Annotated in this window: 18 protein-coding genes and 1 tRNA gene; 8 read left to right on the top strand and 11 right to left on the bottom strand. The window is 68.0% G+C overall.

Features of this window, described 5'->3' with window-relative positions; translation table 11 throughout:
- The first annotated feature begins 96 nt into the window (after positions 1-96).
- The 4 genes from ACT535_RS05880 to ACT535_RS05865 are packed head-to-tail and all read left to right on the top strand — an operon-like array spanning position 97 to position 5,175.
- On the top strand, positions 97-840 hold the full coding sequence (locus ACT535_RS05880; protein WP_476363651.1) for a hypothetical protein: 744 nt from the start codon (positions 97-99) through the stop codon (positions 838-840).
- A complete protein-coding gene (locus ACT535_RS05875; RefSeq protein WP_476363650.1) occupies positions 827-1,243 on the top strand; it encodes an endonuclease domain-containing protein in 417 nt (138 codons plus the stop codon). Before ACT535_RS05880 ends, ACT535_RS05875 begins: the two co-directional genes overlap by 14 nt.
- Positions 1,244-1,948: a hypothetical protein gene (locus ACT535_RS05870; RefSeq protein ID WP_476363649.1), complete on the top strand. Its 705-nt coding sequence runs from the start codon at positions 1,244-1,246 to the stop codon at positions 1,946-1,948.
- Entirely contained in the window at positions 1,945-5,175 is a 3,231-nt protein-coding gene (locus ACT535_RS05865) for a helicase HerA domain-containing protein (protein ID WP_476363648.1), read from the top strand. Before ACT535_RS05870 ends, ACT535_RS05865 begins: the two co-directional genes overlap by 4 nt.
- Before the next feature lie 107 nt (positions 5,176-5,282).
- Here the strand turns inward: ACT535_RS05865 and ACT535_RS05860 are convergent, their stop codons facing one another.
- A complete protein-coding gene (locus ACT535_RS05860) occupies positions 5,283-6,683 on the bottom strand; it encodes a carbohydrate porin (RefSeq protein WP_476363647.1) in 1,401 nt (466 codons plus the stop codon).
- 349 nt (positions 6,684-7,032) lie between these two features.
- Positions 7,033-7,108 (bottom strand) — tRNA-Ile (locus tag ACT535_RS05855).
- Between the two features lie 183 nt (positions 7,109-7,291).
- Here ACT535_RS05855 and ACT535_RS05850 point away from each other — a divergent pair.
- Together ACT535_RS05850 and ACT535_RS05845 are read left to right on the top strand one after the other, a co-directional pair.
- Positions 7,292-8,044, top strand: a complete 753-nt coding sequence (locus ACT535_RS05850; RefSeq protein ID WP_168460751.1) for an SIMPL domain-containing protein — start codon at positions 7,292-7,294, stop codon at positions 8,042-8,044.
- Positions 8,045-8,271: 227 nt separating this feature from the next.
- Positions 8,272-9,378 carry an NUDIX hydrolase gene (locus ACT535_RS05845; protein WP_476363646.1) on the top strand — a complete coding sequence of 369 codons (1,107 nt, stop codon included), beginning with the start codon at positions 8,272-8,274 and terminating at the stop codon, positions 9,376-9,378.
- Positions 9,379-9,393: 15 nt separating this feature from the next.
- On the opposite strand, the gene ACT535_RS05840 is transcribed toward ACT535_RS05845, so the two are convergent.
- The 3 genes from ACT535_RS05840 to ACT535_RS05830 form a co-directional block, all read right to left on the bottom strand.
- Positions 9,394-10,191: a DUF2189 domain-containing protein gene (locus ACT535_RS05840; RefSeq protein ID WP_476363645.1), complete on the bottom strand. Its 798-nt coding sequence runs from the start codon at positions 10,189-10,191 to the stop codon at positions 9,394-9,396.
- A 149-nt stretch (positions 10,192-10,340) separates the two neighbouring features.
- Entirely contained in the window at positions 10,341-12,170 is a 1,830-nt protein-coding gene (gene glsA / locus ACT535_RS05835) for a glutaminase A (protein WP_476323158.1), read from the bottom strand.
- Between the two features lie 86 nt (positions 12,171-12,256).
- Positions 12,257-12,727 carry an Lrp/AsnC family transcriptional regulator gene (locus ACT535_RS05830; protein ID WP_476363644.1) on the bottom strand — a complete coding sequence of 157 codons (471 nt, stop codon included), beginning with the start codon at positions 12,725-12,727 and terminating at the stop codon, positions 12,257-12,259.
- A gap of 141 nt (positions 12,728-12,868) precedes the next feature.
- Between ACT535_RS05830 and putA the strand changes: the two genes are divergently transcribed.
- Positions 12,869-16,531 (top strand): bifunctional proline dehydrogenase/L-glutamate gamma-semialdehyde dehydrogenase PutA, encoded by a 3,663-nt coding sequence (gene putA, locus ACT535_RS05825; RefSeq protein WP_476363643.1) that lies wholly within the window; start codon positions 12,869-12,871, stop codon positions 16,529-16,531.
- Positions 16,532-16,547: 16 nt separating this feature from the next.
- On the opposite strand, the gene ACT535_RS05820 is transcribed toward putA, so the two are convergent.
- The gene (locus ACT535_RS05820) at positions 16,548-16,805 is read right to left on the bottom strand and encodes a cysteine rich repeat-containing protein (RefSeq protein ID WP_476363642.1); all 258 of its coding nucleotides are present in this window, start codon (positions 16,803-16,805) and stop codon (positions 16,548-16,550) included.
- Positions 16,806-16,944: 139 nt separating this feature from the next.
- Positions 16,945-17,883 (bottom strand): L-threonate dehydrogenase, encoded by a 939-nt coding sequence (gene ltnD / locus ACT535_RS05815; RefSeq protein ID WP_476363641.1) that lies wholly within the window; start codon positions 17,881-17,883, stop codon positions 16,945-16,947.
- Positions 17,884-18,046: 163 nt separating this feature from the next.
- Here ltnD and otnC point away from each other — a divergent pair, with 163 nt between their 5' ends.
- Complete coding sequence (otnC, locus tag ACT535_RS05810; RefSeq protein ID WP_476323147.1) at positions 18,047-18,748, top strand: 3-oxo-tetronate 4-phosphate decarboxylase; 702 nt, start codon at positions 18,047-18,049, stop codon at positions 18,746-18,748.
- A gap of 66 nt (positions 18,749-18,814) precedes the next feature.
- On the opposite strand, the gene ACT535_RS05805 is transcribed toward otnC, so the two are convergent.
- The 4 genes from ACT535_RS05805 to ACT535_RS05790 form a co-directional block, all read right to left on the bottom strand.
- Positions 18,815-19,843: a polysaccharide deacetylase family protein gene (locus ACT535_RS05805; protein WP_476363640.1), complete on the bottom strand. Its 1,029-nt coding sequence runs from the start codon at positions 19,841-19,843 to the stop codon at positions 18,815-18,817.
- 175 nt (positions 19,844-20,018) lie between these two features.
- Positions 20,019-23,318, bottom strand: coding sequence for an error-prone DNA polymerase (locus ACT535_RS05800; protein ID WP_476363639.1), 3,300 nt, complete (start codon positions 23,316-23,318; stop codon positions 20,019-20,021).
- Complete coding sequence (locus ACT535_RS05795) at positions 23,315-24,820, bottom strand: DUF6504 family protein (RefSeq protein WP_476364001.1); 1,506 nt, start codon at positions 24,818-24,820, stop codon at positions 23,315-23,317. The genes ACT535_RS05800 and ACT535_RS05795 overlap by 4 nt, the downstream gene beginning before the upstream one ends.
- Positions 24,789-25,622 carry an ImuA family protein gene (locus tag ACT535_RS05790; RefSeq protein ID WP_476363638.1) on the bottom strand — a complete coding sequence of 278 codons (834 nt, stop codon included), beginning with the start codon at positions 25,620-25,622 and terminating at the stop codon, positions 24,789-24,791. The genes ACT535_RS05795 and ACT535_RS05790 overlap by 32 nt, the downstream gene beginning before the upstream one ends.
- Positions 25,623-25,632 lie beyond the last annotated feature (10 nt).

The raw sequence follows: 25,632 nt of genomic DNA, 5'->3' as shown, positions 1-25,632 counted from the left end.
AGGCACCCGAACCGCACTGTTCAGGGGCGAGTCAGTCGGACGCCGGATGCGGCAAAAGCGCGGTTGCACCTACGTCATGTCCCCGGTATCGATCCGTTGCGCGTTCTGGTCGTCTCAAGGCTGGGGAGCAACCTTTTGGGGGACAAAGTCGCACGCGATCGCCTGTCGGCGCCGGCCCTCGCGGCTGTCCTCCTCGGGGCGCCGCAGGGCGGCATCGTCTGCGTGGATGGCGTCGAGCTTTCGCAATTATGCTCTCTCTTCAATGAGATGGAGCTTCCATCCGGCGCGCCGCGGCTGCTCTTTCTTCCCCTCGCGCCGGCCGACACCCCCGAGGCGGTGGCCGAAAATCTCCTCACCCGATTGGCCGACATTGCCCTCCGCATGTGGCCCGTCTGGTATGATGACGTGAGCTTCCCCGCCCAGGGGGCGGACACGCTCGCCCGCCTGGCCGTCACGGCGGCCGCGCGCCGCACCGCAGCCGGCCACCCCGGCGTCCTGTCCGCCTGGATCGAGGCCGGAGCCTTGCTGGCGCTGGAAAACCGGCCGCCAAAGGTGCCCCGGACGCCCGCCGGGACGCAGCTCGACCAGCTGTCCCGGGTGATCGGACCGGATGGCCTGGTGCTGGTCGTGGAGGTGCCGCAACCCCTTCCCGCCGCGAGGGCGGAGGCGTTTGTCGCAGGGCTGGAATGGATCGCGCGCCATCTCCACGGGGCGGTGGTGGCGCTGTTTCCCGAGCCCCCCCGCCGAGCTTTCGCCCTTCGACCGTATCCGCCACGGGGCCTGGCGCCTTGCCGACGAAGCGGACATCGCCCCACCGGAAAATCATGTGAATGGACATGAGGTTAGGGCGGAGCCGGACGGGCCGTGGCTGATCCCGTGGCGCGGCCGTCCCCACCCGTTGAGCGCCCTGGAACAGCATCTCGCCCGGCTCATCGAGGCGGATGCGGAACTGGCCCCGCTGTTCGGCTTCAACCTTCCCGTTCAAACCGTGCGGGGATCCCGCCCGAGGGTCGACCTCCTGTGGGCCGAGGGGCGGCTCGTGGTGGAGCTGGACGGCTATGCCGACCACGGCACCCGCGCCGCCTTCCAGCGCGACCGCCATCGCGATTTCGAGCTGACCCTGTCCGGCTACGCCGTGCTGCGTCTCGCCAACGACGAGATCGCCCAGGACTGCTGGCTGGCGCTGGAAAAGATTCGCGACCTGGTCCGGCACCGCCGGCAGGTCTTGCTTGGGGAGAGATAGGTGGCAACCAAGGCGATGACCAAACCGACGCGATCCCCCGAAAGCCGGCTGAAAGAACGCCAGGGGCTGCTCCTGCTGGCCCTGCTCGCGCATCCCGACGGCGGCGCCGCGCAGAAGGATCTGCGCCCGGTGCCAGACCCCGCGGTGCGCCGTCCGCTGGAGCGCGAGGGCTGGATCCGCACCACGAAACGGGGACGGGCCAATGTGATAGAGGTCACGGACAAGGGCTGGGATGCCGGCGGCGCCGCCCTCCACGCCTTGCTGCCCGAGGACGCGGAAGGCGCCTCGGCGGTGCTGCGCGCGGTGCTGAAGCGCCTTTCCGCCTACATGGCAGCGCAGGAGATTGCGCTCGCGGACCTGCTCGGCCCTCAAGGCGGCCCGTCGCCCACGTCCGGCCCGGCCATCGGGAGCGGATTTGGCGAAGGGGGAGAGGAGGAGGCATCGAACCTTCCCGCGCGCATCCGCGCTGCCTATCTCGATGTGACGGGTGGCCGCCTCAACACGCGGGCGCTCTTGAAGAATTTGCGGCCTCACCTCTCCGACGTGTCCGAAGCGGTCCTCGACGCCGCGTTGAAGGCGATGCAGACGGAGGGCGCTGCCCGCCTCTACCGCATCGACAATCGCGCCGAGATCACCGAGGCGGATCGCGCCGCGGCGGTCGAGATCGCCGGCGAGCCCCGCCACATCCTGTGGATCGAGCGATGACGCGAGCGAGGGAGAAGCCCGGCGCACCGGGATTGGCGGCTTTCCGCGCCGCAAGCTTCGACTGGACCCGGCAGCTGCGCAGCGTCTGGCGCGATCCGCCCCATCAGGTCACGGCGCTGCATGAAGGCTGCATCGACGACATCCTGTCCTACTTCGAGGAGCGGACGGCGGAGGAAAAGCCCGAGCCGGAGCCGCTCGGCCGCGTCATTGTGGGGCCGGCTGGCTATGGCAAGACCCATCTGGTCGGCCGGCTGCGGGCCGGGGTCTGGGAGCGCGATGGCTGGTTCGTTCTCCTCGACCTCGTGGGGGTGAAGGATTTCTGGTCGTCCATAGCGCTCGGTTTCCTGAACTCGCTTCTGGCCCTGCGCGCGGAAGGCATGACGCAGCACGACCTCCTGATCCTGAAGCTGGCGGACAAACTGGGCATCGCCGGGCAGGTCGGCACCATCGCGCGCCGTCACGATGACGACCCGCGCAAGGCCATGAACGACATATCGGCGCTATTCCTCAACTCCTTCGCCCGGTATGACCGGCAGGGCACGCTCGAACATCGCTACGTGTTGACCGCCCTCATTCTCCTGACATCCAGCGACCTCGATCAGCAGAGCATCGCGCATGCGTGGCTGCAGGGCATGCCCTCGACGGCGCAGGACGCGGGCCAGTTCGGTTTCGTCGGCCAGAACTCACCCATTTCCGTCGTAAAAGGCCTGTGCTGGCTCATGAGCCTCGTGGGGCCAACACTGATTGCGGTGGACCAGATCGACGCCATCGTCAGTGCCGCGAACGCCAGTTCAAAGGCGGCGGAAAACCTGTCGGAGGGGGAGAAGGCAGAGGCGCGATCCATCCTGGAGGCGCTGGCGCAGGGCCTGATGGACCTCCACGAGGTGAAATATCGCGCGGTGGTCGTCCTGTCGTGTCTTGAGGCCACATGGCAGGTGATCGAGCAAACCTCGAGCGTGCCCGTGGATGCCCGCTTCCGTCCGCCGACGTCCCTGCAGGCCTTGCCCGATTCCGAACGTGCTTCTGCGCTGGTCGGAGCGCGTCTCGTCGCTGCCTATGGCCCGCGCAATTTCACCCCACCTTATCCCACCTGGCCGTTCCGGCCCGAGGCTTTCGCCGAGGCGGTCGGTCTCTCGCCGCGCGAACTGCTCCGGCGCTGCGAGGCCCATCGCCTGGCATGTGTCGCCGGTGGCGACGTCGAGGAATTGTCCACATTCACGCGTGGGGGGCAGCCGCCGGCCACCATCCCCACGATCTCCGGTCTCGAGGCCGCCTATGTCCAGGCTCGCGCAGAGGCGGATGTGTCCGGCCTTCTCGATCCCGATCGGGAGGACGAGATGCGCGACCTCTTCGCCTATGCCCTCGGCCTTTTCGAGCAACAGCTTGATCTGCCGGAGGACGTGGATGCGGGGGTCCAATTCTACCCGAACCAGAAGACGCCGCCGCTCCACGGCCGGCTGTCCTTCACTTTCCGCGCCCAGGGCGATCTTGAGCAGCATTACTGTTTCCGACTGCTGCCCCATCCCAACCACCTCGCCTATCAATCCCGCATCAAGGCGGCCATGACGGCTTCTGGAATCGGCTCGAAGCTGAAGGGGCGTCACCTTGTGCTGCTGCGCTCGACTGAACCGCCGCAGGGGCCGAAGTCGCGGCAGCTGACAGAGGAGTTCCAAAAGGCGGGCGGTCGCTTCATCGCGCCCGGCGAGGACGACCTGCGAGCCTTCCTGGCCCTGCGCTCGCTCGCTGGCCGTCCAGACTTCGCTGCCTGGCTGAAGCAGAGCAATCCGCTGTACGACGCGCCTCTGTTCAAGGCTGCCGGCCTCGCGCCACCCGCCTTTCTCGGCGCTGCGCCCGAACCGCCCCCGCCCGGAACGCCTGTCAGTATCCCGTCCGGCAAGGTCGCCGCGCCCCCCGTCGATCCCCGTCCGGCGCGTCCTGCTCCGGAGCCGCTGGTGCCCCCGTCCGGCGCGGCGACGCAGATCGTGGTCGGCCGCCGGGTCGCTCCGCAAGGCGGGGGAGAAACGGTGGAACTCGCAGCTTCCCTCTTGCCCCGGCATGTGGCGATTTTCGCGGGCTCCGGATCCGGAAAGACGGTCCTGCTGCGGCGTCTGGTGGAGGAGGCGGCTCTCCTCGGCATTCCCGCCATCGTGCTCGACATCAACAACGACCTCGCCCGCCTCGGCGAGGCGTGGCCCCAAGTGCCGGAATCCTTCTCTTCCGAGGACGTGGTGAAGGCTGAGGCGTACCACGCTGGCGTGGAGGTGGTGGTCTGGACCCCCGGCGTCTCCAGCGGCAATCCGCTCTCCCTCGCCCTCCTGCCGGACTTCGCCGCCATCGGCAACGGCCGTGACGCCGAGAGCGAGGACGAGCGTAGCCAGGCGGTGGAAATGGCGCGCGCCACGCTCACCCCCTACCTCGGCGGCGGCGGCCAGAAGGCAATCCTGAAGCAGGGGGTTCTCGCCGACGCTCTGTGCCACTTTGCCTTGAGCGGCGGACGAGAGTTGAAGGACTTCGTGGCCCTGCTGTCCGAACTTCCAGAGGGGTTGAGCGAGATCGGCAATGCCGAAAAGCTCGCCCGCGACATGGCCGACCAGTTGCGCGCGGCCATCGCCACCAATCCGTTGCTCCAGTCGAGTGGGCCGAAGCTGGATCCCAGGCGCCTCTTTCATGGGCGCGATCCGGGGCGGCCGCGTATCTCCGTCATCAACCTCGCCGGCCTTGCCACCGACGAAGCGAAGCAGGCGTTCGTCAACCAGCTGCAGATGACGCTGTTCACATGGGTGAAGCAGAACCCGAGCCCCTCCGGGCGGCTCTACGTGCTGGACGAGGCACAGAACTTTGCGCCATCCCAGGCCAATACGGCCTGCAAGGCGAGCACCCGCTCGCTGGCAGCGCAGGCGCGCAAGTATCGGCTCGGCATGGTGTTCGCGACCCAGCTGCCGCGGGGCATCGACAGCGGCATCGTCTCCAACTGCACCACTCATATGTACGGCCGCATGAGTTCGCCTGCGACCATCGAGGCGACGCGTGATCTCATGGCCGCCAAGGGTGGTGCGGCCGATGATCTGGCCCGGTTGGGGCGTGGTGTCTTCTACTTCTCTACGGAAGGCGTGCGTCGGCCGGTCAAGATCGAGACCGCCCTTTGTCTGAGCTGGCACCCGGCCAATCCCCCGACCGCCGCCGAGGTGGTGAAGGCGGCGCGCGCCTCCTCACAGCATCCGGGCTGAAGGGGAAGGAAGGTCAGGATCACCCGGCAGGCCGGAAACCACTCACCGCTCCGCCATGTGCGGGCGCCTACGGGGCGGAGCTTCGGGCGATGCCCGTGGCTCCTCCCTCAGAAGGCAACCGTTGTGCGCAGGCCCACCACCCAGGCGTTCTCGTTGACGGGCGAGGTGTAGCCGCCGGGATCGATGACGTATTGCAGGGAGGCCTTCAGGTTCAGCCACCCCGTGGCCTGGAACCCGTAGTAGGCTTCCAGCACATATTCATTGTGCTGCACATAGCCCGGGCCGAGCCCCAGCCAATTGGCCTCAGCCTGCGCCGTTGCGAGCCGCGGATTGATCCCGGTCGTTCCGATGGCGAAACCGATGTCGTCATCGGGCCGGCTTGCGAACGTGCCGTGCTGCTGAATGCCCCATGCCACCTGATAGAGCTGCGTGGAGGTCCGCGGGTCGGCATAGGTGAAGTTGAAGAAGCTCCACAATCCCTGCTTCGGGTTCGGCCCCGTGGCGTTGCCCGTCAGCTGCTGGATGAAGGAAACGTAGAAGCCGTATCGCCCATAATCCTGGGCATAGGGAAGCCCGGAGATGAGCTGGGGCTGCCCGTTGATGCTGGTGACGGCGTTATCCGCGGTCGCGGTATCGAACCATCCGCCGATCTTGTAGGTGCCCGACAGATTCCAGAGCGTCGGAGTCCATTTCAGCTCCAGGGGCACCAGCGCGCCCTCGGAACCGGACGGCCAGCTGGGCAGCAGCGCCCACTTCGCCTGAACCGACAGGTAGGTCTGGTTTTCGTCATAGACGGCGGCTGAAAAGGTCAGGTCATCGGTGAGATGGAGCTTCACGACGCCGCCCCATTGGCTCACCGGCCAGTTGAAGATGTAGTTCCCGGCTATATTTCCTGGAACCGAGCCGCAAAAGGTCAGATTAATGAAATCGCAGCGATCGAAGCCGAAATCGGCGCCGACGGCGAGCCGGCCGACTTTGATGTCCACGGCGCCGTCGAACAAGGCCTGATTGTAGTGAAAGTCCACGAGGCGAACGATATTGCCGCGGCCGTAGACTTCGTTCATCAGCATCAGGGCCGGAATGTTGGCGACTTCGGCGAGGTTGTCGCCCCAACGGCCCACGAGGGTGATGCCGAAGGTGCCGCCGGTGATGTTGGCCAGCTTCTCCATGTCGAAGATGGCCTGAATGGACGCCTGGCCCGCATTCGCCCCCGTCTGGTGCGTGCCGCCCGAGAGGTTCCCGACCGTTTCGTTGACGAGCCCGCCAGAGATGTCGATGCCCTGTTCCTTCAGCCGGCTCCGTCCCAGATCCCCAAAGAGGTAGGGCCGGGTCCAGAAATCATCCTGAAAGAACGAAGGCGGCGCTCCCGTGTCGGCACCCGCCATATCGACCGCAAATACCGGGGCCGTGCCGGCGATCAACAGTGCGGCGACCAGATCGAATCGCACTTTCACCGTCCGGCCGCTGGCAATGTGACGTCGATCCCCAGATCGCTTCGGCCGATTCATCTGCCCGTTTCCATCGCGAGAGCCCCAACGCCCGATGCGAATCCCGACGTTTGATCGCGTGAGAGCGGGCCCTCCGCGGGGCCCATAATTGGGAATCGCACGCGTAGAATGCACGTTTTCGAGGCGTGCAAGTGCAGCAAATCAAAAGAAGAATTGGATACCAGCTAGGTCGTCGTCTCGCTACCGCTCGCGCCGGTCGATCACGATCGGCTGCGGCACCATGCGGACACGCGTCCATGGACGCGACGGATCATCCTCTGCGTCCCCAAAAACCTCGATCGTGCCGATTGGGGACGGCGGGCTGAAAAGAAGGAAAATTGCCCACGGGGTTTCTGATGAACCCGGAAGCTGGTGGGCCCGGCAGGACTCGAACCTGCAACCTAACCGTTATGAGCGGTCAGCTCTAACCATTGAGCTACAGGCCCCCGCACGCCTTATGCGTGTTGCTCTAGCAATCCTGCCGCGCGGGAACAACAGATTCCAGCCCTCGCGTGAGGAGAGTGCCGTTAGGGTGGGGATGGCGGCGGCTTCGCCGCAATGGCGCCGCGTTCGCGCGGTCGTCTGCCGTTCCCCCCGGGGCATAGCCGGGGCCGAACGAGGATACCTCCATGCGTCATTCGCCGGCCGGCTACGTTTCGTTCCCGCGTGCCGCGGTCAGCACTGCGGCCGTGATTGCAGCGGCCTTCGCCGCAACGCTGGCTGTGTCTGGGCCTGTGGCTGCGGCGGCGACGATCACGGTGGTGGGAGAGGCAACGCGCACTGCCCCGCCGGACATGGCGGTGCTTACGACCGGCGTCGTGAGCAATGCGAAGACTGCCGACGATGCGCTCGCCGCCAATTCCAAGGCGGTCGCGGACGTGATCGCGGCGCTGAAGGCGGCGGGGATCGCGCCAAACGATATCTCCACCTCGTCCTTCTCCATCCAGCCGCAGCAGTCCTTCCCACAGCCGCCGTCCCGCGAGGCGCCGAAGCTGATCGGCTTCGAGGTGCGCAATTCGGTCCGGATCACGGTGCGTGACCTCGGCAAGCTCGGTGGACTGCTGGACAAGGTGGTGCAGTCGGGTGCCAACCAGGCATCGGGCCTGTCCTTCGCCCTCGCCGATACGGATCGGCTGGAAGGCGAGGCGCGGACGGCCTCGGTGAAGGACGCCATTGAGCAGGCCAAGGGCGTCGCCGCGGCTGCGGGGCTTCGGCTCACGCGCATCATGTCGATCCAGCCCGAGGGGCAGCACAGCGGTCCGATCATGCCGGCGCCGATGATGATGAAAGCCGATGCGGCTCGCATGGCGGTGCCGGTGGAGGCGGGTGAGATAGAGGTGCGGGCGCGCACCGTCGTGGTCTACGAAGCTGAACCCCAGTGAGGCAACGGCAACGGCGGCCGGGGCGATTTCTTCAGGGGAATGCTTTGTGATAGATCAGTCTTGATGACCGATTCTGCCGTCGGCGGGCGGAAGAACGGGTTCTCGGTCACCGGGTTCGTCTTTCACGCTCCGCCGCTCCTGGATCGTCAATGGCGCCTTGGTCGGATTGGCCCCATATTCCGGTTGCTGCGGGCGTCTCGAGCGGGCGCCGAGTGCAATATGCTGCCTTGCCCTACCGCGTGCGGCGCGACGGCGAGGTGCAGATTCGGCTCATCACCTCCCGGGAAACGCGCCGCTGGGTGATTCCAAAGGGGTGGCCGATCAAGGGCCTTACCCCGCCCAAGACGGCGGCGCGCGAGTCCTACGAGGAGGCCGGCCTTGTCGGCGTCGTCTCCCGCGAACCCCTCGGCGCCTACACTTATGAGAAGCGCCTCGGCACCCGCTCCGTGCTGTGCGACGTGCTGGTCTTCCCGCTCAAGGTGAAGCGCCTGCTGCAGAAGTGGCCGGAACGGTTCCAGCGCTACGGCTTCTGGTTCTCCATCGAGACCGCCGCTGCGGCGGTTCAGGAGGAAGACCTCTCCCAGCTGATCCTATCCTTCGGGGACATCATGGCCCGGCGTTGGCAGGAGAAGCTGGCTGACACTGCCGCTGTGGCCGAACCGGCCGTGCTCAAGGCGAAGGCGGCCAAATCGAAGGCGATCGAGGCCGACCAGGTTAAAGGCAGCGAAGCGGGTGCCAAGGCGGGCAAGGCGCGGGCTGGCAAGGCCAAGGTCGCGAAGGCCGATGATAAGCCGGCCAAGGCCAAGGCGGGTAAGGCCAAGACGGAGAAGGCCAAGGCGGAGAAGGGGAAGTCCGCAAAGGCTGGGGCGCGATCTGTAACGGATCAGGAAAGTCTTGCCGCCTCGGTGCGTTCGTCCTCATCACCCGGGCAACTCGAGCATGGGGCCGGGGCCGAGGATGCGGGCACGGTCGTCGCCCGAGCGAAGATGGCCAAGAATAAGGAAGCCAAGGCGCGGGCCGCCAAGGCGAAGGTTGTGGCGTCGCGGGCGCTGATGCCGGACGATGGCGATGCCATTCCGGCCACGGGCGAAGCCAAGCCGCCGAAGGTCTTGAAGGCCGCCAAGATCGCCAAGCCCGCCAAAGTTTTGAAGCCCAAGGCGACCAAGGCCAAGTCCGCGCAGAAGCCCATCGGCAGCGCGGATGGCCCAGGAGCCGCGACCAAAGCCGCAGCCGCCAAATCTGCCGGATCCGCGGCGACGGCGAAGACGGCGCGGGTTTCCGATGCGGCAACGCCCAAGCCGAAGCGCAAGGGTAAGGACACCGACGCCTCCTGACGTCGGCGTCGTCTCTCAGGAGAGCGGTGCCACGGCCCGGCGATAGAGGTGCCACGTGGCATGCCCCAGCACCGGCAACACGAAGATCAGCCCAAGGAAGGCGGGGGCGGTGCCGATGGCAATCAGCGCCACCACGCAGATGCCCCACAGGATCATCGGCCCGGGGCTGGTGAGCACCGCCTGTACGCTCGTTATCATCGCCGTCACCACATCGAGATCCCGGTCCATCAGCAGCGGGAACGAAACGACGGTGATGGAGAACAGGCCCAGCGCCAGCGCAGCCCCGATCACATGGCCGACGGCCAGGAACGCGATGCCATCCGAAGTGGTGAACAGCACCTTGATGAAGTCGTTGAGCGTGGCGAAGGAGGCGAAGCCGAGGAACAGGGCCAGCAGCAGGCGCACCTGGTACATCCAGATGATGAAGGCGAAGATGGTGACGAACGCCATCCACCCGAGTTCCCGCTGGCGCTGGGCAAAGATGGTGGCCATCACGCCGTTCCAGGTGGGTTGACGTCCCGCCTCCAGTTCCCGGCTGACATCGTAGAGGCCGGCCGCCACGAATGGTCCGATCAGCACCGAGCCGGCAAACAGCGGATAGGCGAGATATCCCACATCGAAGAACATGACACAGGCGACGATGGTTAGGCCGCCCGCCGCATAAAGGCCGCCGAATACGAGGCCGAAGGCCGGGGCCCGCGCGAAGTCTGACAACCCCTCGATGAGCGAGGCCTTCACGTCCGCGAACGTCACCGCCCGAACCGCCGGCATCGCCGGTACAGCCTGTGGCCGGTTCTCCACCGTATCCACCATCTTCACCTCCCGAATTCTTCTGTTTGGAAGAAGACTGGGAGGGGAACGGAGGGTTGTAAAGGGCTTCGCTCAAGGCTGGCCGAAAGTGCTAGGCCGGCAAATGGCGATCCGTCTAGGAGACGGCCATCCAAGCCGATGATGCGAAAGGCCTATCCGGTCAGCATCTCGATGCGGGCGGTGGCCATGCGGATTCGCCCGGCGAGCAGGATGGCGAGGTTGCGCATTATCCGGTCGGCGGCGCGGGCATGGGTTTCCTGGAAGGCGCGGAACTGGTCGGCCGTGACCTCCACGCATACCGCCTCCGTATCGGCCCAGACGTCCGTGCTGCGGGGCTGCTCGATGAGCGCCATCTCGCCGAAGACCATGCCCGGGATCATGGTGGAGAGGCGGACGTCGCCCCCGGAGCGTGCGCTCACCATGCCCCGCAACAGAAAATAGACCCGCGCCGGCGGTTCGTTGGCGGAAATGATCCGCGTGCCGGCAGGGAACACCACGCGAGTGCCGAGGCGTGAGAGGTCGGCCAGTTCCTGGGGGGAAAGGCCGGCGAGCAGCGCCTGCCGGCTGAGGTCCGCTTCCACCTCGATACGGGAGAAGCCGCCATGGCGGTACACCACCTGGTCCTCGGCCCATTCAACCGCCGCATCGTAGGTGGGGAAGATGCGCACGCGCACGCCCTGTTCCCGCAGCGCCTTCAGCTGCGGTGCAACGGGTGAAGTGGCTTCGACGCCCGCGATCACCGCGGTGGTGGCGGCGGGCAACTGGTTCTTGATGAGGCCGGTGAGGAGTCTGAGGCCCGCATCGGTGATGGTGGCGACGCGGTGCAGGTTGAGGATGAGGAATTCCGGCACGCCCGCTGGGTCGGTCAGCCGCCGGGTCACGTAATCCATGGAGGCGAAGGAGAGCTTGCCGGCCAACTCGATTGCCCGAATGGCGCCGGAGCGGGCGGAGAGGATGTCCTGCTCGTGCGGCTGCCGGCCGGGTTTGGACGGTACGGTCCGGAAATCGTAATCGGCGACGATGCAGGTCCGCACATCGTCCCGTCGCGACAGCATATGCAGGTCGAACGCTTCCGAAATGGCCTCGCAGGTGCGGATGCCGCGCACGCTGTTGCCGTGCATGTCGAGGCGGGGTGAGAAGGTGCCGAGGCCGAGCTGGGACGGCAACGCAGCCAGAATGCCGCCGCCGACGCCGCTCTTCGCCGGCACGCCGACGCGGTAGATCCACTCGCCGGCGAAGTCGTACATGCCGGACGAACTCATCACCGCCAGCGTACGCGCCACTGCGTAGTTCGAGGCGACCGTGACGCCGGTGAGCGGGTTAACGCCGTGATTGGCAAAGGTCGCCCCCATCACCGCGAGGTCGCGCGCGGTGACGAGCACGGAGCACTGGCGGAAATAGACGTCGAGCAGCCGGTCCACGTCTCCCGCGACGCCGCCATAGGTGCGCAGAAGATAGGCGATGGCACGGTTGCGGTCGCCGGTGGAGCGCTCGCTCTCGAACACCGCCGCGTCTACGCCGAGGTCGCGCCCGGCGAAGCGGCCGAGGGCCTGGCGGATCAGCTCGAACGCCTCGTCCCCCGCGCTCTCCGCGATAAGGCCGGAACAGGCGATGGCGCCCGCATTCACCATGGCGTTGAACGGCTTGTTGTCGGCCCTCAGACGAATGGAGTTGAACGCCTCGCCGCTCGGCTCGACGCCGATGGCCGCCTCCACCCGCTCCGCCCCCAGAAGATCGAGCGCCAGGGCGAACACCATAGCCTTCGACACCGACTGGATGGTGAAGGGCACCTGCGTGTCGCCCGCCTCGTACACATGCCCGTCGGTGGTGGCAACGGCGATGCCGAAATGGTCGGGATTGGCCTTGCCCAGTTCGGGGATGTAGGAGGCGACCTCGCCCTCGTCGATGCGGGAGAATTCCGCGTGGGTCTCCTTGATAAACCGGAGCAGCGGGGTCTCGAGGGTCGGCAGGGGATGGGGCAAGGTCGGGCTCCGGAAATTCCCTCCAGTGAAACGCCACCTGAGCCATGATGCAATGCCGCAAAACGCGGTGGCCGGTGGCGATACGCCTACGCGCCGTCGTCCTTCACCGGCTCCATCACCACGTAGGTGGAGGTGCTCGCCACGTGGGGCAGGCTGGAGATCTTCTCCCCCAACACTTCTCGATAGCGGCGAATATCGCGGGTGCGCACTTTGAGCAGGTAGTCGAACGAGCCCGCGATCATGTGGCAGGCCTCCACCTCGCGGATTTTCAGTACCGCCTTGTTGAAGGCGGTGAGCGCCGCTTCCGTCGTCTCGGTGAGCTTCACTTCGGTGAAGGCGATGTGGTCGAGGCCCAGCTTCGCGGGATCGAGCACGGCCCGGAAGCCGCGGATAAAGCCCTCGTCCACCAACCGCTTCAGCCGCGCCTGACATGGGCTGCGCGACAGCCCGACCCGCGCCGCAAGGTCGGTGACGGAAATGCGCCCGTCCTCCACCAAGGCGGCGATGATGCGCGCATCGAATGCGTCAATTTGATCGGAAATATAGTCGATTTGCATAAATTCGATTTTCAATCTGAGCTAATAAAAGTCAATTCCGGGATCATGGAGGCCATCTTCGGTCAGAACGCCTCCGGGCATCAGGGTTAGCATTTAGGCCTGTTCGAGATCGCTCGAAAGACGCGACGAAAGGTGCCTCAGATGCCAGCGCCCGCAGTTTTTAGCCCGCTTCGCGAGACGGTCCGCCCGCCCTTGTTCGCGGACTTCGCTCCTCCGCCAGCGCCCCGAGGGGTCCTCCGGCAGGCCATCACCGCCATGACACGGGTGCCTGAGGAGACATGCGTCGCCGCGCTCCTGCCGCAGGCGCGGCTTTCCCCCGGGCAGCGCGTGCGCGTCGGCACCCACGCCCGTGCCCTCGTCGCCCGTCTGCGGCACAAGCCCCGCGGCTCGATGGTGGAGGAACTGGTGCAGGAGTTCGACCTGTCCTCACGCGAGGGTATTGCCCTCATGTGCCTGGCCGAGGCGCTGCTGCGCATTCCCGATGCCGCCACCCGCGATGCGCTGATCCGCGACAAGATCGGTTCCGGCGATTGGCGAGCGCATGTGGGCGGCGGCCAGTCGCTATTCGTGAATGCGGCCAGCTGGGGCCTTCTCGTCACGGGGCACCTCGCCCTGGCGGATGATACGCACAGTCTCTCCGGGGCGCTGACGCGCCTCGTCGCCCGCTGCGGCGCGCCGGTGATCCGTCGTGCGGTGGATGCGGCCATTGGCGTCATGGGCGAGCAGTTCGTCATGGGCCGCAACATCGAAGAGGCGTTAGGCCGTGCCCGGAGGCGCGAGCGCGAGGGCTTCCTCTATTCCTTCGACATGCTGGGCGAGGCGGCCATGACGGCGGCGGATGCCACGCGCTATTTCGAGGCCTACCACCGTGCCATCACCGCCATCGGCGCGGCTTCGGGCGGGCGCGGCATCGTCCGCGGGCCGGGCCTGTCCGTAAAGCTGTCGGCGCTGCATCCGCGCTACGCCCGGGCCAAGGCGGAGCGGGTGATGGGCGAACTGCTGCCGCGCCTCCTCGTGCTCGTCGTCGAGGCGCGGCGCTGGAACATCGGCCTCACCATCGATGCCGAGGAGCAGGACCGGCTCGAACTCTCCCTGGACCTGCTTGAGGCGCTTTGTGCCGCGCCGGAGCTGGCCGGTTGGGACGGCATCGGCTTCGTGGTGCAGGCCTACGGCCGGCGCTGCCCGGCGATACTGGATTTTGTCGTCGACCTCGCCCGGCGGACCGGACGCCGCATTGCGGTGCGCCTCGTGAAGGGCGCCTATTGGGATGCCGAGATCAAGCGCGCGCAGGTGGACGGGATGCCGGATTTCCCCGTCTTCACCCGCAAGGTCCACACCGACCTCTCCTACATCGCCTGCGCCCGCAAGCTGCTCGCGGCGAGGGATGCGGTCTTCCCCCAGTTCGCCACCCACAATGCCCAGACGCTCGCCGCAATCCACGACCTGGCTGGCCCGGACTTCCGCATCGGCGACTATGAGTTCCAGTGCCTGCACGGCATGGGCGAACCGCTGTATGAGGAGGTCGTCGGCCCCCTTGGCCGGCCCTGCCGCATCTATGCGCCGGTGGGCACCCACGAGACTCTCCTGGCTTATCTGGTGCGGCGCCTGCTCGAGAACGGCGCCAATTCGTCCTTCGTCAACCGCATCCGTGACCCCGCCGTCCCGGTGGAGGACCTCATCGCCGATCCGGCCGAGGTCGTCGCCTCCATGCCGGTGCCGGGCGCGCCCCATCCGGGCATCGCTGCCCCGCGCGCCCTCTATGGGGAACGAGTGAATTCGGCCGGGCTGGATCTTGCCGACGACGGGACGCTCGGCACGCTTTCGTCGCACCTCGCCGCTCAGGCGGCCACATGGACGGTGGCCTCGCCCGCATCTGGAGGCGCGGCCCCGCGGCTGGTGCGGAATCCCGGCGACCATCGCGATATTGTGGGCGAAGTGCGCGACGCGACCGTCCCGGATGTGGCGCGCGCCGTCGCCCGCGCGGCTTCGGCCGCGACCGATTGGGCCGCCCTTGTCCCGGCTGAACGAGGAGTGCTGCTTCGGCGCGCGGCAGACGCCATGGAGGCGGCAATGATGGGCCTCATGGGCCTCATCATGCGCGAGGCCGGCAAGTCGGCCGCCAACGCGGTGGCGGAGGTCCGCGAGGCGGTGGATTTCCTGCGCTATTATGCCGGTGAAGCGGAGGCGCGCCTCACTCCCGCCCATCGCCCGCTCGGCCCTATCGCCTCGATCAGCCCGTGGAATTTCCCCCTTGCCATTTTCACCGGCCAGGTGGCCGCGGCGCTGGCTGCGGGCAATCCCGTGCTTGCGAAGCCAGCGGAGGAAACGCCGCTTGTGGCGGCCGAGGCGGTGCGCCTCCTGCACGGGGCCGGCATCCCCGCCGACGTGCTGCAGCTTCTGCCCGGCGATGGCCGCATCGGCGGAGCGCTGGTGTCGGCGCCCCAGGTGGCGGGGGTGATGTTCACCGGCTCGACCGAGGTGGCGCGACTGATCGCCCGTTCGCTGGCCGGGCGGCCGGGACCGGATGGCCGGCCGGTGCCGCTAATTGCCGAGACCGGCGGACAGAATGCGATGATCGTGGACTCCTCCGCATTGCCCGAGCAGGTGGTGGCGGACGTTCTCGCCTCCGCCTTCGACAGTGCGGGCCAGCGATGTTCCGCGTTGCGGGTTCTGTGTCTTCAGGACGAGGTTGCCGATACCCTGCTCGCCATGCTGAAGGGCGCCATGGCGGAACTGGAGACCGGCCGCACGGATCGCCTCTCGGTGGACGTGGGGCCGGTGATCCACGCCGAGGCGCGCCGGGGGATCGAGGCGCACGTCTCGGCAATGGCAGCGAAGGGATGCCCCGTCCATAGCCCGCCACTGCCGTCCGAGACGGCGCAGGGCACCTTCGTGGCCCCGACGCTGATTGAGATTTCGTCCCTGGCCGATCTCGGCCGCGAGGTGTTCGGGCCCGTGCTGCATGTGCTGCGCTGGCGGCGCCGCGATCTCGGCCGGCTGGTCTCGGCCATCAATGCCACAGGCTATGGCCTGACCTTCGGCCTGCAAACGCGTCTCGACTCAACCGTGGCTGCGGTGACGGAGCGGATCGAGGCCGGCAATCTCTACGTGAACCGCAACATCATCGGCGCGGTGGTCGGGGTGCAGCCGTTTGGGGGGCGCGCCCTCTCCGGCACCGGGCCGAAGGCTGGCGGGCCGCTCTATCTTTCGCGGCTGGTGCGTGGGCCGCAGTTCACCCTGGGGGCGGGGCAACCCGATCCAGCGGCGCTCGCGTTCGTGGGTTGGCTTGAGGGGACGGGCCGCACGGCGGATGCGGAAGCGATGCGGGCGATCATCGCGCGCAGTCCCCTCGGGCTGACGCTGGAGCTTCCCGGTCCGGTGGGCGAACGCAACATTTACGAGCTGCGCAGCCGCGGCATAGTGCTGCTGATGCCGGAGACGGAAACGGGACTGATCCGGCAATTTGGCACCGCGCTCGCCACTGGAAATCGCGCAATGCTCGACGCCCCGGCGGCCCTGGCCGGCGTGCTTGCCACAGTGCCGGAGCCTGTGGCTGCCCGGCTCGCCCCTGAAGGCGAGGCGGTCGCCGTCGCGCTGGTGGAAGGGGAGGGGGAGCGCCTGCGCTCCGTTGCCCGTGCCATTGCGGAGCGCGACGGACCCATCGTGCCGCTCCATGCGGCCTCGGTCGAGGAGATCGCATCCTCTCCCTTCGCCTATCCGGCGAACCTGCTGCTGGAAGAGCGATCGGTATCGGTCAACACCGCTGCGGCGGGTGGCAATGCCAGCCTCATGGCGCTCGCCTGAGGCTGGCCTGCCGTCCCTACTTCTTGCCCAGCGCGCCGAGGGCGGCCTGGCAGGGCGGAGTTGTCTGTTCCTTCTTGCTCTGCATGCACTGGACCACGCGCCCGCCGCCGGGCTGCACATCGCCACACAGCTTCTTCACGTCCGCCGAGCAGGCGGTACGCAGGGCCTGGGCTTGCTCGGCGGTGAGGGTGGCGGCGGTCTGAGCCGGAGCAGGGCCGGTGCAGAGAGCCAGAAGAGGGAGCGCGAGGAAGGAGGCGCGCAGGGAGAGGGTCATCGGCTGGATCCTCATTGTGATGCGTCGGGTCGACGCCAGACCCTCGCGGGGGGAGGTTGCTGGGGCGTTCCCCGAACGTAACGAATCGCGACGGAGTGTAACGCCGCTGGCACGGCGAAAAAGCGACACCCGCCGCGCCTCAGCTCTCGTCGCCCGGCAAGGTGGTGCCAGTGATGCGAGCATAGAGGCGGGCGACGGATGCGTCGTCGTCGCGGCCCATGCCGGCGGCGGAGGTGGCGAGGAACATCTGCAGGGCGGCGGCCGAAACCGGCACCGGGAACTTTGCGCTGCGCGCCATGTCCTGGATGATGCCGAGGTCCTTCACGAAAATGTCCACGGCGCTGCGTGGCGTGTAATCGCCGTCCAGCACGTGGGGCATGCGGTTCTCGAACATCCAGCTGTTGCCGGCCGAGGCGGTGATGACGTCGTAGACCTTCTTCAGGTCCAGCCCCTGCCGTGCGGCGAAGGCCATGGCCTCGCTGGCGGCGGCAATGTGGACGCCGGCGAGGAGCTGGTTGATCATCTTGAAGGCGGCACCCTGGCCCGGAGCGTCGCCCAGCGGGTAAAGCTTGGCGGCCATGGCGTCGAGGGCGGGTTTCGCCGTGGCGAAGGCGGCGGGGCTGCCGGAGGCGAGGATGGTCAGTGCGCCTTCGGCCGCCCGCTGGGCGCCGCCGGAGATGGGGGCGTCAAGATAGTGCCGGCCGGTCGCCTCCAGCCGCGCGGCGAGGCTTCGGGCGATGTCCGGGTCCATGGTGGCGGATGAGATGAAAACCGCGCCCTGAGGCAAGGTCTCGGCGACGCCCGAGGGGCCGAAGAGGATCGCCTCGGTCTGCGCGGCGTTGACCACCACGCTGACCACCATGTCCGCCCCCTCCGCCGCTTCGGCGGGCGAGGCTGCACCGCGCCCGCCCGCGGCGACAAAGCGCTCCACCGCAGCCGTGCCGACATCGCAGCCGGCCACATCAAGCCCCGCCCGTAATAGCGATTGCGCCATGCCGAAGCCCATGGAGCCGAGACCGATCACGCCCGCGCGTCCGACGCCCTGGACGCCCGCTGTTCCTTCCGCCTGCTCGACCATGGCCGTTTCCCCTGTCTCGGCCGCCAGTTGGCGGGCGGCTCCGGCGCCTGTTGTAGGAGCCGGGCGACATTGGATCAAATCGTTTTAGCCGCGGTACCGTTCGCGCTTGCCAAGGCGCCTCCGCTTCGCTTTGGTGCGTCGGCGGAGCAAGCGGAGGCCGGCCATGGAAGAGACTAGACTACGGGAGGAGATCTGCCGCTTCGGGCGGTCCCTGTTCGAGCGCGGCCTCACGCCCGGCTCTTCCGGCAATATCAGCCTGAGGCTCGATGACGGTGGATGGCTGGTGACGCCCACCAACGCGTCCCTCGGCTTCCTTGATCCCGCGCGCATCTCCCGGCTCGATGCGGGCGGGCGGCTCCTCAGCGGCGACAAGCCCACGAAGGAGATCCCGCTGCATTCCGCGCTCTACGAGACCCGTGGCACGGCCCGGGCCATCGTGCATCTGCACTCGACCCACTCGGTGGCGCTCACCATGCTGCCGGAGATCGATCCCCGGGCCGCGCTGCCGCCCATGACGCCTTATTATCTCATGCGCGCCGGCCAGACTGCGCTGTTGCCCTATTATCGGCCGGGCGATCCTGCTGTCGCAGATGCCATCCGTGGCCTCGCGGGGCGCTATTCGTCCGTGCTGCTCGCGAACCACGGCCCGGTGGTGGCCGGCGATACGCTGGAGGCGGCGGTGTTCGCCACCGAGGAACTGGAGGAGACTGCGAAGCTCTACCTGCTGCTGCGTGGCCTCAACCCGCGCTATCTGTCGCCGGCTCAGGTGGACGATCTGGTGAAGACCTTCGGCGTGACCCTTCCGGCGCCGGACGCACACCACCACCACGACCATCACGGGCATGGCCACTCGACCGAGGACTGACCGGCCTCCAAACGAAAACGGCGCCCCCGGATCCGGGAGCGCCGTTCGCGTGGAGAGGCTTTCGCGTCAGTAGACGCCGGCGCTCCGAGCCGGAGCAGGCGCCCCGGCGGGCTTCGGTGCCGAAGCGGCGGCCGGCTTGGGCGTGCCGGCAGGCTTCGCCGCATCCGGTTTCGCGCCATTGGGCTTCGGCTTCTTGGCGGCGGCTCCAGGGGCGGCCAGGGCCACCTTGAGCGGCTTGTCCATGGCCACCATCTGCGACAGCGTCGCGAACTTGTAGCCCTTGGCGGCCAGTTCATCGAGGATGCGCGGCATGGCATCCACGGTGGTGGCATAGATGTCGTGCGAGAGCACGATGGCGCCCGGCTTCACCTGCGCCATGATGGCGTCATGCACCGCCTGGCTGTTGCGGTTCTTCCAGTCGTTGGGATCCACCGACCAGTTGACGATGGTGAGGCCGTACTTGTCCTCGATGTAGCTGCGCAGGGACGGCTTCATGGAGCCGTAGGGCGGGCGCAGGTAGATCGGGCGCTTGCCGGTGACCTGGAAGATCGCTTCCGAGGTGTTGCCCAGTTCCTTGTCGACCGCCGCCTGGCTGATGCGGGTGAGCTGCGGATGGCTCCAGGAATGGCTGCCGATCTCGTGGCCCTCGTCGGCGATCATCTTCAGTACTTCGGGATGCTTGGCGACCATGTTGCCGAGCACGAAGAAGGTCACCTTGATGTTGCGCTGGCGCAGGATCTCAAGCAGCCGCGGCGTCGTTTCCGGGTTCGGACCGTCGTCGAAGGTCAGGGCGATGTAGGAGCCATCCACGTCGAACGACTTGTAGGTGTAATTCTTGCGCGGGGTCACCGGCGGGGGCGCGGCGGGCTCCGGCGCCGGGGCCGGCACCGGCTGGGCCGATGCAGCCGCGCTCTTCTGCGCGGCGGTCGCGCCCTTGCCCTGGGCAGCCTGCCCGGAAGCCGGGGTGGCCGGCTGGGAAATGGATTGGGTGGTCGCCGGGCCGTCGTCCTTGGCCGACAGGAGCGGGCTGATGGCCATGCCGGCGCCCACGGCGGCGGCGGCCACAAATCCGGTAACGATGAGGAGCGGCTTCACGGCGACGGTATCCCGGCCTTTGGTTCCCTATGGTCTGAAGCCTCACGGGTTTTTGTGGATAAATCGTGAAGTGCGCGGGGCTGCCGTGCCTTTTTTGCCCGAATTACCGTGTTTTCGCGGGCCGCGGTGCGCACTTGGGCTGCTGGATACCTCTGCGGCATCCAGGCCGCGGCGCTCAGTGAAAGTCCCGGGACTTGGGCAGTACCCTAACGTCACGTGGATGCTTGCGCGGATGCTGGGGGTGGGCGAATTCGTCGGCCCGCGCGACCTCCATCCGCGGCTGTCGCACCCTGGAGAGCAAGGCGAGGTCGGCGGTGCGGTCCGTGAGCCGCTGGGCCATGAGGTGGACGACGCCCTCCGGGCTCTTCTGGATGCGTCCTTCCACCAGAAGCAAGCGTGCGCCCATCACCTCCCGGCGGAAGCGTTCCAGCGCCCGTTCCCACAGGACGATGTTGGTGATGCCGGTCTCGTCCTCGATGGTGATGAAGATGGCCTTGCCGTTGCCCGGCCGCTGGCGCACCAGCACCACGCCAGCATTGCGGACGAAGGCGCCGTCCTTCAGCGCAGACGTCTCTGCGCAGGTGAGGATGCGCTCTTTCCGGAAATGGTCGCGCAATTCGCCCATGGGATGCCCCTTCAGGGAGAGGCGCACCGTCTGGTAGTCGGCGACGATGTGCTCCGAGCGCGCCATGCGCGGCAGCGTCACCTCCTCTTCGACGCCCAGCTCACGGGCGTCCGCCGCCGCGAACAGGGGCAGGGCATCGTCGTCCGGCAGGCGGCGGGCGTGCCACAGGGCGGCCCGGCGGTCGAGGCCCATGGAGCGGAAGGCATCCGCATCGGCGAGCAGCTTCGCCGCGCGGGTGGGCAGGCGCGCTCGGCGGGCGAGGTCTTCTAGGCTTGCGAAGGGAACGGCGCGGGTGGCGGCGAGGCGCTCGCCCCAGTCCTCGTGAAAGCCATCCACCTGCCGGAAGCCGAGGCGCAACGCGAGGGTGCCGTCGTCCCGGCGTTCCAACGTGTTGTCGTGGTGGCTGAAATTGGCATCAACGGGCCGCACCTCCACGCCGTGCTCGCGGGCATCCCGCACGATCTGCGCCGGGGCGTAGAAGCCCATGGGCTGGGCATTGAGCAGCGCGCAGGCGAAAGCCGCCGGGTGGCGGCATTTGATGTAGGAGGAAATGTAGACGAGCTTGGCGAAGGAGGCGGCGTGACTCTCGGGGAAGCCGTAGCTGCCGAAGCCCTTGATCTGCTCGAAGCAGCGCTGGGCGAAGTCGCGCTTGTAGCCGCGCGCCACCATGCGCTCCACCATCAAGCTTTCGAATTCGTGGATGGTGCCGAGGTTGCGGAAGGTGGCCATGGCCCGGCGCAGCTTGTTGGCTTCGATGTCGGAAAAGCGCGCGGCGACCATGGCGAGCTTCATAGCCTGCTCCTGGAACAGCGGCACGCCGAGCGTTTTGTGGAGGACATCGTACAATTCGCCCTTGTCGCCAAGGTGTGACGCCGGGGAGGGATAGTCCACTTTCTCCAGCTCGTTGCGGCGCCTCAGATAGGGGTGGACCATGTCGCCCTGGATCGGTCCCGGCCGCACGATGGCGACCTGGATCACGAGATCGTAGAATTCCTTCGGCTTCAGGCGCGGCAGCATGTTGATCTGCGCCCGGCTCTCCACCTGGAACACGCCGATGGAATCCCCGCGCTGGAGCATGGCGTAGACGTCCGGTTGCTCGCGCGGCACGTCGGCGAGGCCCCAGTCGATGCCCTCGTGCTCGCGCATCAGGTCGAGCGCTTTCCGGATGCAGGTGAGCATGCCGAGCGCCAGCACATCCACCTTCATGAGCTTCAGCACGTCGATGTCGTCTTTGTCCCATTCGATGAAGGTGCGGTCCGCCATGGCCGCGTTGCCGATGGGCACGGTGTCGTCCAGCCGCTCACGGGCGAGGACGAAGCCGCCCACATGCTGGGAGAGGTGGCGGGGCGCGCCCATCAGGCGGCCGGCCAGCTCCACCGCGCGGCGGATGAAGGGGTTTGACGGGTCGAGCCCCGCCTCCCGGATGTGCGCGTCGGAAATATCACGGCCCCAGCTGCCCCACTGTGTGGAGGCGAGGCGCGCCGTGACATCCTCGGTGAGGCCGAGAGCTTTGCCTACGTCGCGGATGGCGCTGCGTGGCCGATAGTGGATGACGGTGGCGACGATGCCGGCGCGGTGACGACCGTATTTCTCATAGATGTACTGGATCACCTTCTCACGCTTCTCGTGCTCGAAATCGACATCAATGTCCGGCGGCTCGCGCCGCTCCATCGAGATGAAGCGGGCAAAGAGGAGATCGTTGTCGGCGGGGTCCACGGCGGTGATGCCGAGCACGTAGCAAACGGCGGAATTGGCCGCCGAGCCGCGCCCCTGGCAGAGGATGTCCCGGCTCTCGGCGAAGCGAACGATATCGTGGATAGTGAGGAAATAGGGGGCGTATTCGAGCTGCCGGATGAGGGCCAGCTCGTCCTTCAGCAGCTTCCGCACCTTCTCGGGGATGCCGGCGGGATAGCGCACGCCGGCGCAGCGCCAGGTCAATTCCTCCAGCCACGCCTGCGGCGTCCAGCCGGGGGGCACCGGCTCCTCGGGATAGTCGTATTTCAGTTCCTTGAGAGTGAAATCGATGCGGGCGAGGAGCGCCGCGGTCTCCGCCACCGCCTCGGGAGCATCGCGGAACAGGCGGGCCATCTCGGCGGCAGGCTTGAGGTGGCGCTCGGCGTTCGCCTGGAGCCGCCGCCCCGCCTCGGCGATGGTGGTGCCCTCGCGCACGCAGGTGAGGATGTCCTGCAGATCGCGCTCTTCGGGCGTTGCATAAAGCACCTCGTTCACCGCCAGCAGCGGCACGCCGGCCGTGCGTGCGCAGATCTTGAGGGCGGCAAGGCGCCGGCGGTCGGCACCGGAGAATGGCATGTCGACGCCGAGCCACACCGCGCCGGGGGCGGCCTCCGCGAGGCGGGAGAGGAGGGGCGGAAGAGCGCTTGCCTCTTCGCCGGGCAGCACGATGAGCATCAGGTCGCGGGCGTCGGCGAGGAGGTCGGCGAGGGACAGATGGCAGTCGCCCTTCTTCGCCCGCCGGTTGCCGGTGGTGAGCAGGCGGCAGAGCCGGCCCCAGCCGGCGCGGGTCGAGGGATAGGCGATGATGTCCGCCGTGCCGTCCCAGAAGACGAGTCGCGCGCCCGTCACCAGCCGGAAGGCGCGGGCGCGGGCGGCGACGGCGCGCTTGGCATCCGCCTCGGGATCGTCGGCTTCCAGATCCTCGTCGAGGGTGCGCAGATCCTCCAGCGCGCTATAGGCCCGCACCACGCCGGCCACCGTGTTGCGGTCGGCGATGCCGAGGCCATCGAGACCGAGGCCGACGGCGGTGCGCACCAGATGGGCCGGCGCGCTCGCCCCCCGCAGGAAGGAGAAATGCGAGGCGGCCGCCAATTCGGCATAGACGGGCTCGCTCACGGGAACAGGCCGTGCAGGAACCAGCGGGGCGCCGACGTCTCCCGCCCGTAGGTGCCTTCGCGATAGAGCCAGAAGCGCCGACCCTGCGTGTCTTCAACGCGGAAATAATCGCGGGTGAGGCTGCGGCTCCCCGCATCAAGGGCGGTCCACCATTCCGGGGCGATGCGCTCCGGACCCTCGGCTCGCGCCACCTCGTGCAGCACGCGCCGCCAGCGGAAGCGCAGAGGCGGGCCGTCCGGCACCTGGGCCAGCGTCTCCACCGGCTCGGGGGTGGGAAACAGGGCCGGGGGTCGGGCGAGGGGGGCATCGGCGGCGGCCGGCTCGGCCCAGTCGTGCGCGAGCGCTTCCCTGCTGCGCCATGCCTTTTGCGCTGGCACCCGCATGGCGGCGCGCTCGGGAATATGGCTGTCCTGCGCGGCGAGGCAAGTGACGCGGCGCGGCCCGAGCCGGGCGGAGAGGGTATCCACCAACTGGTCCAGCCCCGCGCCCGCGGGCTCGGTGCCAAAGCCGGACTGGGTGGCGGCCAGCGGTTCGGCGGCGGTGACAGACAGGCGGATCACGTCATAGCCGAAGCCGGGATCGAGCGGATCGGCCAGCGCTGCCAGCCGCTCTCGGAACAGGCCGGCAAGGCGGGCGCCATCACGGAGCGGTGCCGCCGTGCCTGCCGCCACCCGCCGCACCGCGCCATCGCTGCGGAAGAAGGCGGCCTCGAAGCGGCGGCCGCCTTCGCCGTGTCGCTCCAGCACACCGGTGATGTCGTGCGCGAGGTCTGCAAGCACGGCGCGGGCGGTCGCTTCGTCGCCCATGGGTTCGGCGAAGCGCCGTTCTGCCACATAGACGGGCAGGGGATTGAGCGGGGAGATGGGCGGCGAAGCCGCGCCGCACAGCTCGTCCAGCCGTTCCACCAGCACGCTGCCGAAGCGGGCGGCGAGCGCCGCGCGGGGCTTGCCGGCGATGTCGCCGATGCGCACCAGCCCGAGATAGGCGAGGCTTCGCCCCGTCTCCGCATCGAGGCCGAGGGCGTCCACCGGCAAAGGGGCGACGGCCTCCCGCTCGCGGCCAGCCGGCACCACCTGCTCCGGCCGCCAGCGGGCAAGGGCGAGGGCGGCCCGCGCGGTCCCAGCCACTGCGCCGCAGGCGGCAAGTCCGGTGGCGGCAAGCCGTTCCGTCATGGCGGACACCATGGCCGCCTCGCCGCCGAACAGATGGGCGCAGCCGGTGATGTCGAGCACGATGCCGTCCGGCCCGGATACAGCGACGAAGGGCGTCCAGCGCTCGCACCACGAGGCGATGGCGGCGAGCAACGCCGTATCGGCCGCGGCATCCGCCTCCACCGCTTCGATCTGCGGCACACGGGCCTGCGCGTCGGCGAGGGTGAGGCCGGGATGGAGACCGAGGCGGGCCGCCGCCGCGTCCACCGCGGCGAGCCGGCGGGCATTGGCTTTCACCTCCACCGTAACCAGCGGCGTCTCAGCCGGTGCGGCGCCAGCCGGAGACGACATGCGACGCCCCCGCCGGCTGCGGTGCAGCCGGTCGGTCGGCAGGCGCGGCAGGAAGAGCGCGGCGAGGCGCCGGGGTGAAGCGTCGGGCATGGGCATTCCATTCCACGGTGAAGCGGCCGGTGGGTCCAAGACGGTTGCGCTCGATTTCCAGTGCGAAGGCAGGCGGGCCGAGGCAGAAGGTCGGAACATCCCCCGCCACCCGGGAGGGAGCTGCGGAGACCCGCCAGCGGGTGGCGGCGGCGGAGGGGCCGGGGTCTGCTCCCGGCCGCAGCAGGAGGGCAGGCACGCCGGAGCGCTCGCTGCGCAGGGCGAGGCGGCGGGTGGCGGTGAGGTCGATGAGCCGCGGGGATCCCCAGGGCTCGGCCACCACCAGCCCGAGGGCGCCATGGCCAAGGGCTTCCTCTGCGGCGCCCAGCGTGTCGGCCGCATCCGCGGTGGCCACCAGGATCAGGCGGCACGGATCGAGCCCGAAGGCGGCGCAGCCTGGACCGTAGATGTCACCCCCCTCCAGCGCCGCCATGTCCTGCCGCACCCACAGCACCGGCTTGCGGGTGCCGGCCGCGAGGGCGAGAGCGAACCCGAACACGGCGGCGACATTCCCCTTTTCCGCCGGGAACGCCTCGTGCAGCGCATCGCGGGCGAGGCCGCCCCCCAGCACCTCGTCCAACGGCGCCCCGAGCGATAGGCGCGGCCGGGCGGGACCGTCCGGCGGGGCGGACAGCCGTTCCATCTCGACGATGCGGCGGCGAAGGGCTGCCAGATCCTCGCGCCGGGCCTGGTGCGGGTGGGGAAACGAGGGCATGGACGGAGCC

It is taken from the genome of Xanthobacter sp. DMC12 (assembly GCF_056314105.1).
The sequence above is the reverse complement of the archived record's forward strand: the minus strand, read 5'-3'. Positions and strand labels throughout refer to the sequence as shown.

Coding starts and splice junctions, on each gene's coding strand:
- ACT535_RS05865 (WP_476363648.1), top strand. CDS start 1,945: ATGACGCGAGCGAGGGAGAAGCCCGGCGCACCGGGATTGGCGGCTTTC.
- ACT535_RS05860 (WP_476363647.1), bottom strand. CDS start 6,683: ATGAATCGGCCGAAGCGATCTGGGGATCGACGTCACATTGCCAGCGGC.
- ACT535_RS05850 (WP_168460751.1), top strand. CDS start 7,292: ATGCGTCATTCGCCGGCCGGCTACGTTTCGTTCCCGCGTGCCGCGGTC.
- ACT535_RS05840 (WP_476363645.1), bottom strand. CDS start 10,191: ATGGTGGATACGGTGGAGAACCGGCCACAGGCTGTACCGGCGATGCCG.
- ACT535_RS05830 (WP_476363644.1), bottom strand. CDS start 12,727: ATGCAAATCGACTATATTTCCGATCAAATTGACGCATTCGATGCGCGC.
- putA (WP_476363643.1), top strand. CDS start 12,869: ATGCCAGCGCCCGCAGTTTTTAGCCCGCTTCGCGAGACGGTCCGCCCG.
- ACT535_RS05820 (WP_476363642.1), bottom strand. CDS start 16,805: ATGACCCTCTCCCTGCGCGCCTCCTTCCTCGCGCTCCCTCTTCTGGCT.
- ltnD (WP_476363641.1), bottom strand. CDS start 17,883: ATGGTCGAGCAGGCGGAAGGAACAGCGGGCGTCCAGGGCGTCGGACGC.
- otnC (WP_476323147.1), top strand. CDS start 18,047: ATGGAAGAGACTAGACTACGGGAGGAGATCTGCCGCTTCGGGCGGTCC.
- ACT535_RS05795 (WP_476364001.1), bottom strand. CDS start 24,820: ATGTCGTCTCCGGCTGGCGCCGCACCGGCTGAGACGCCGCTGGTTACG.
- ACT535_RS05790 (WP_476363638.1), bottom strand. CDS start 25,622: ATGCCCTCGTTTCCCCACCCGCACCAGGCCCGGCGCGAGGATCTGGCA.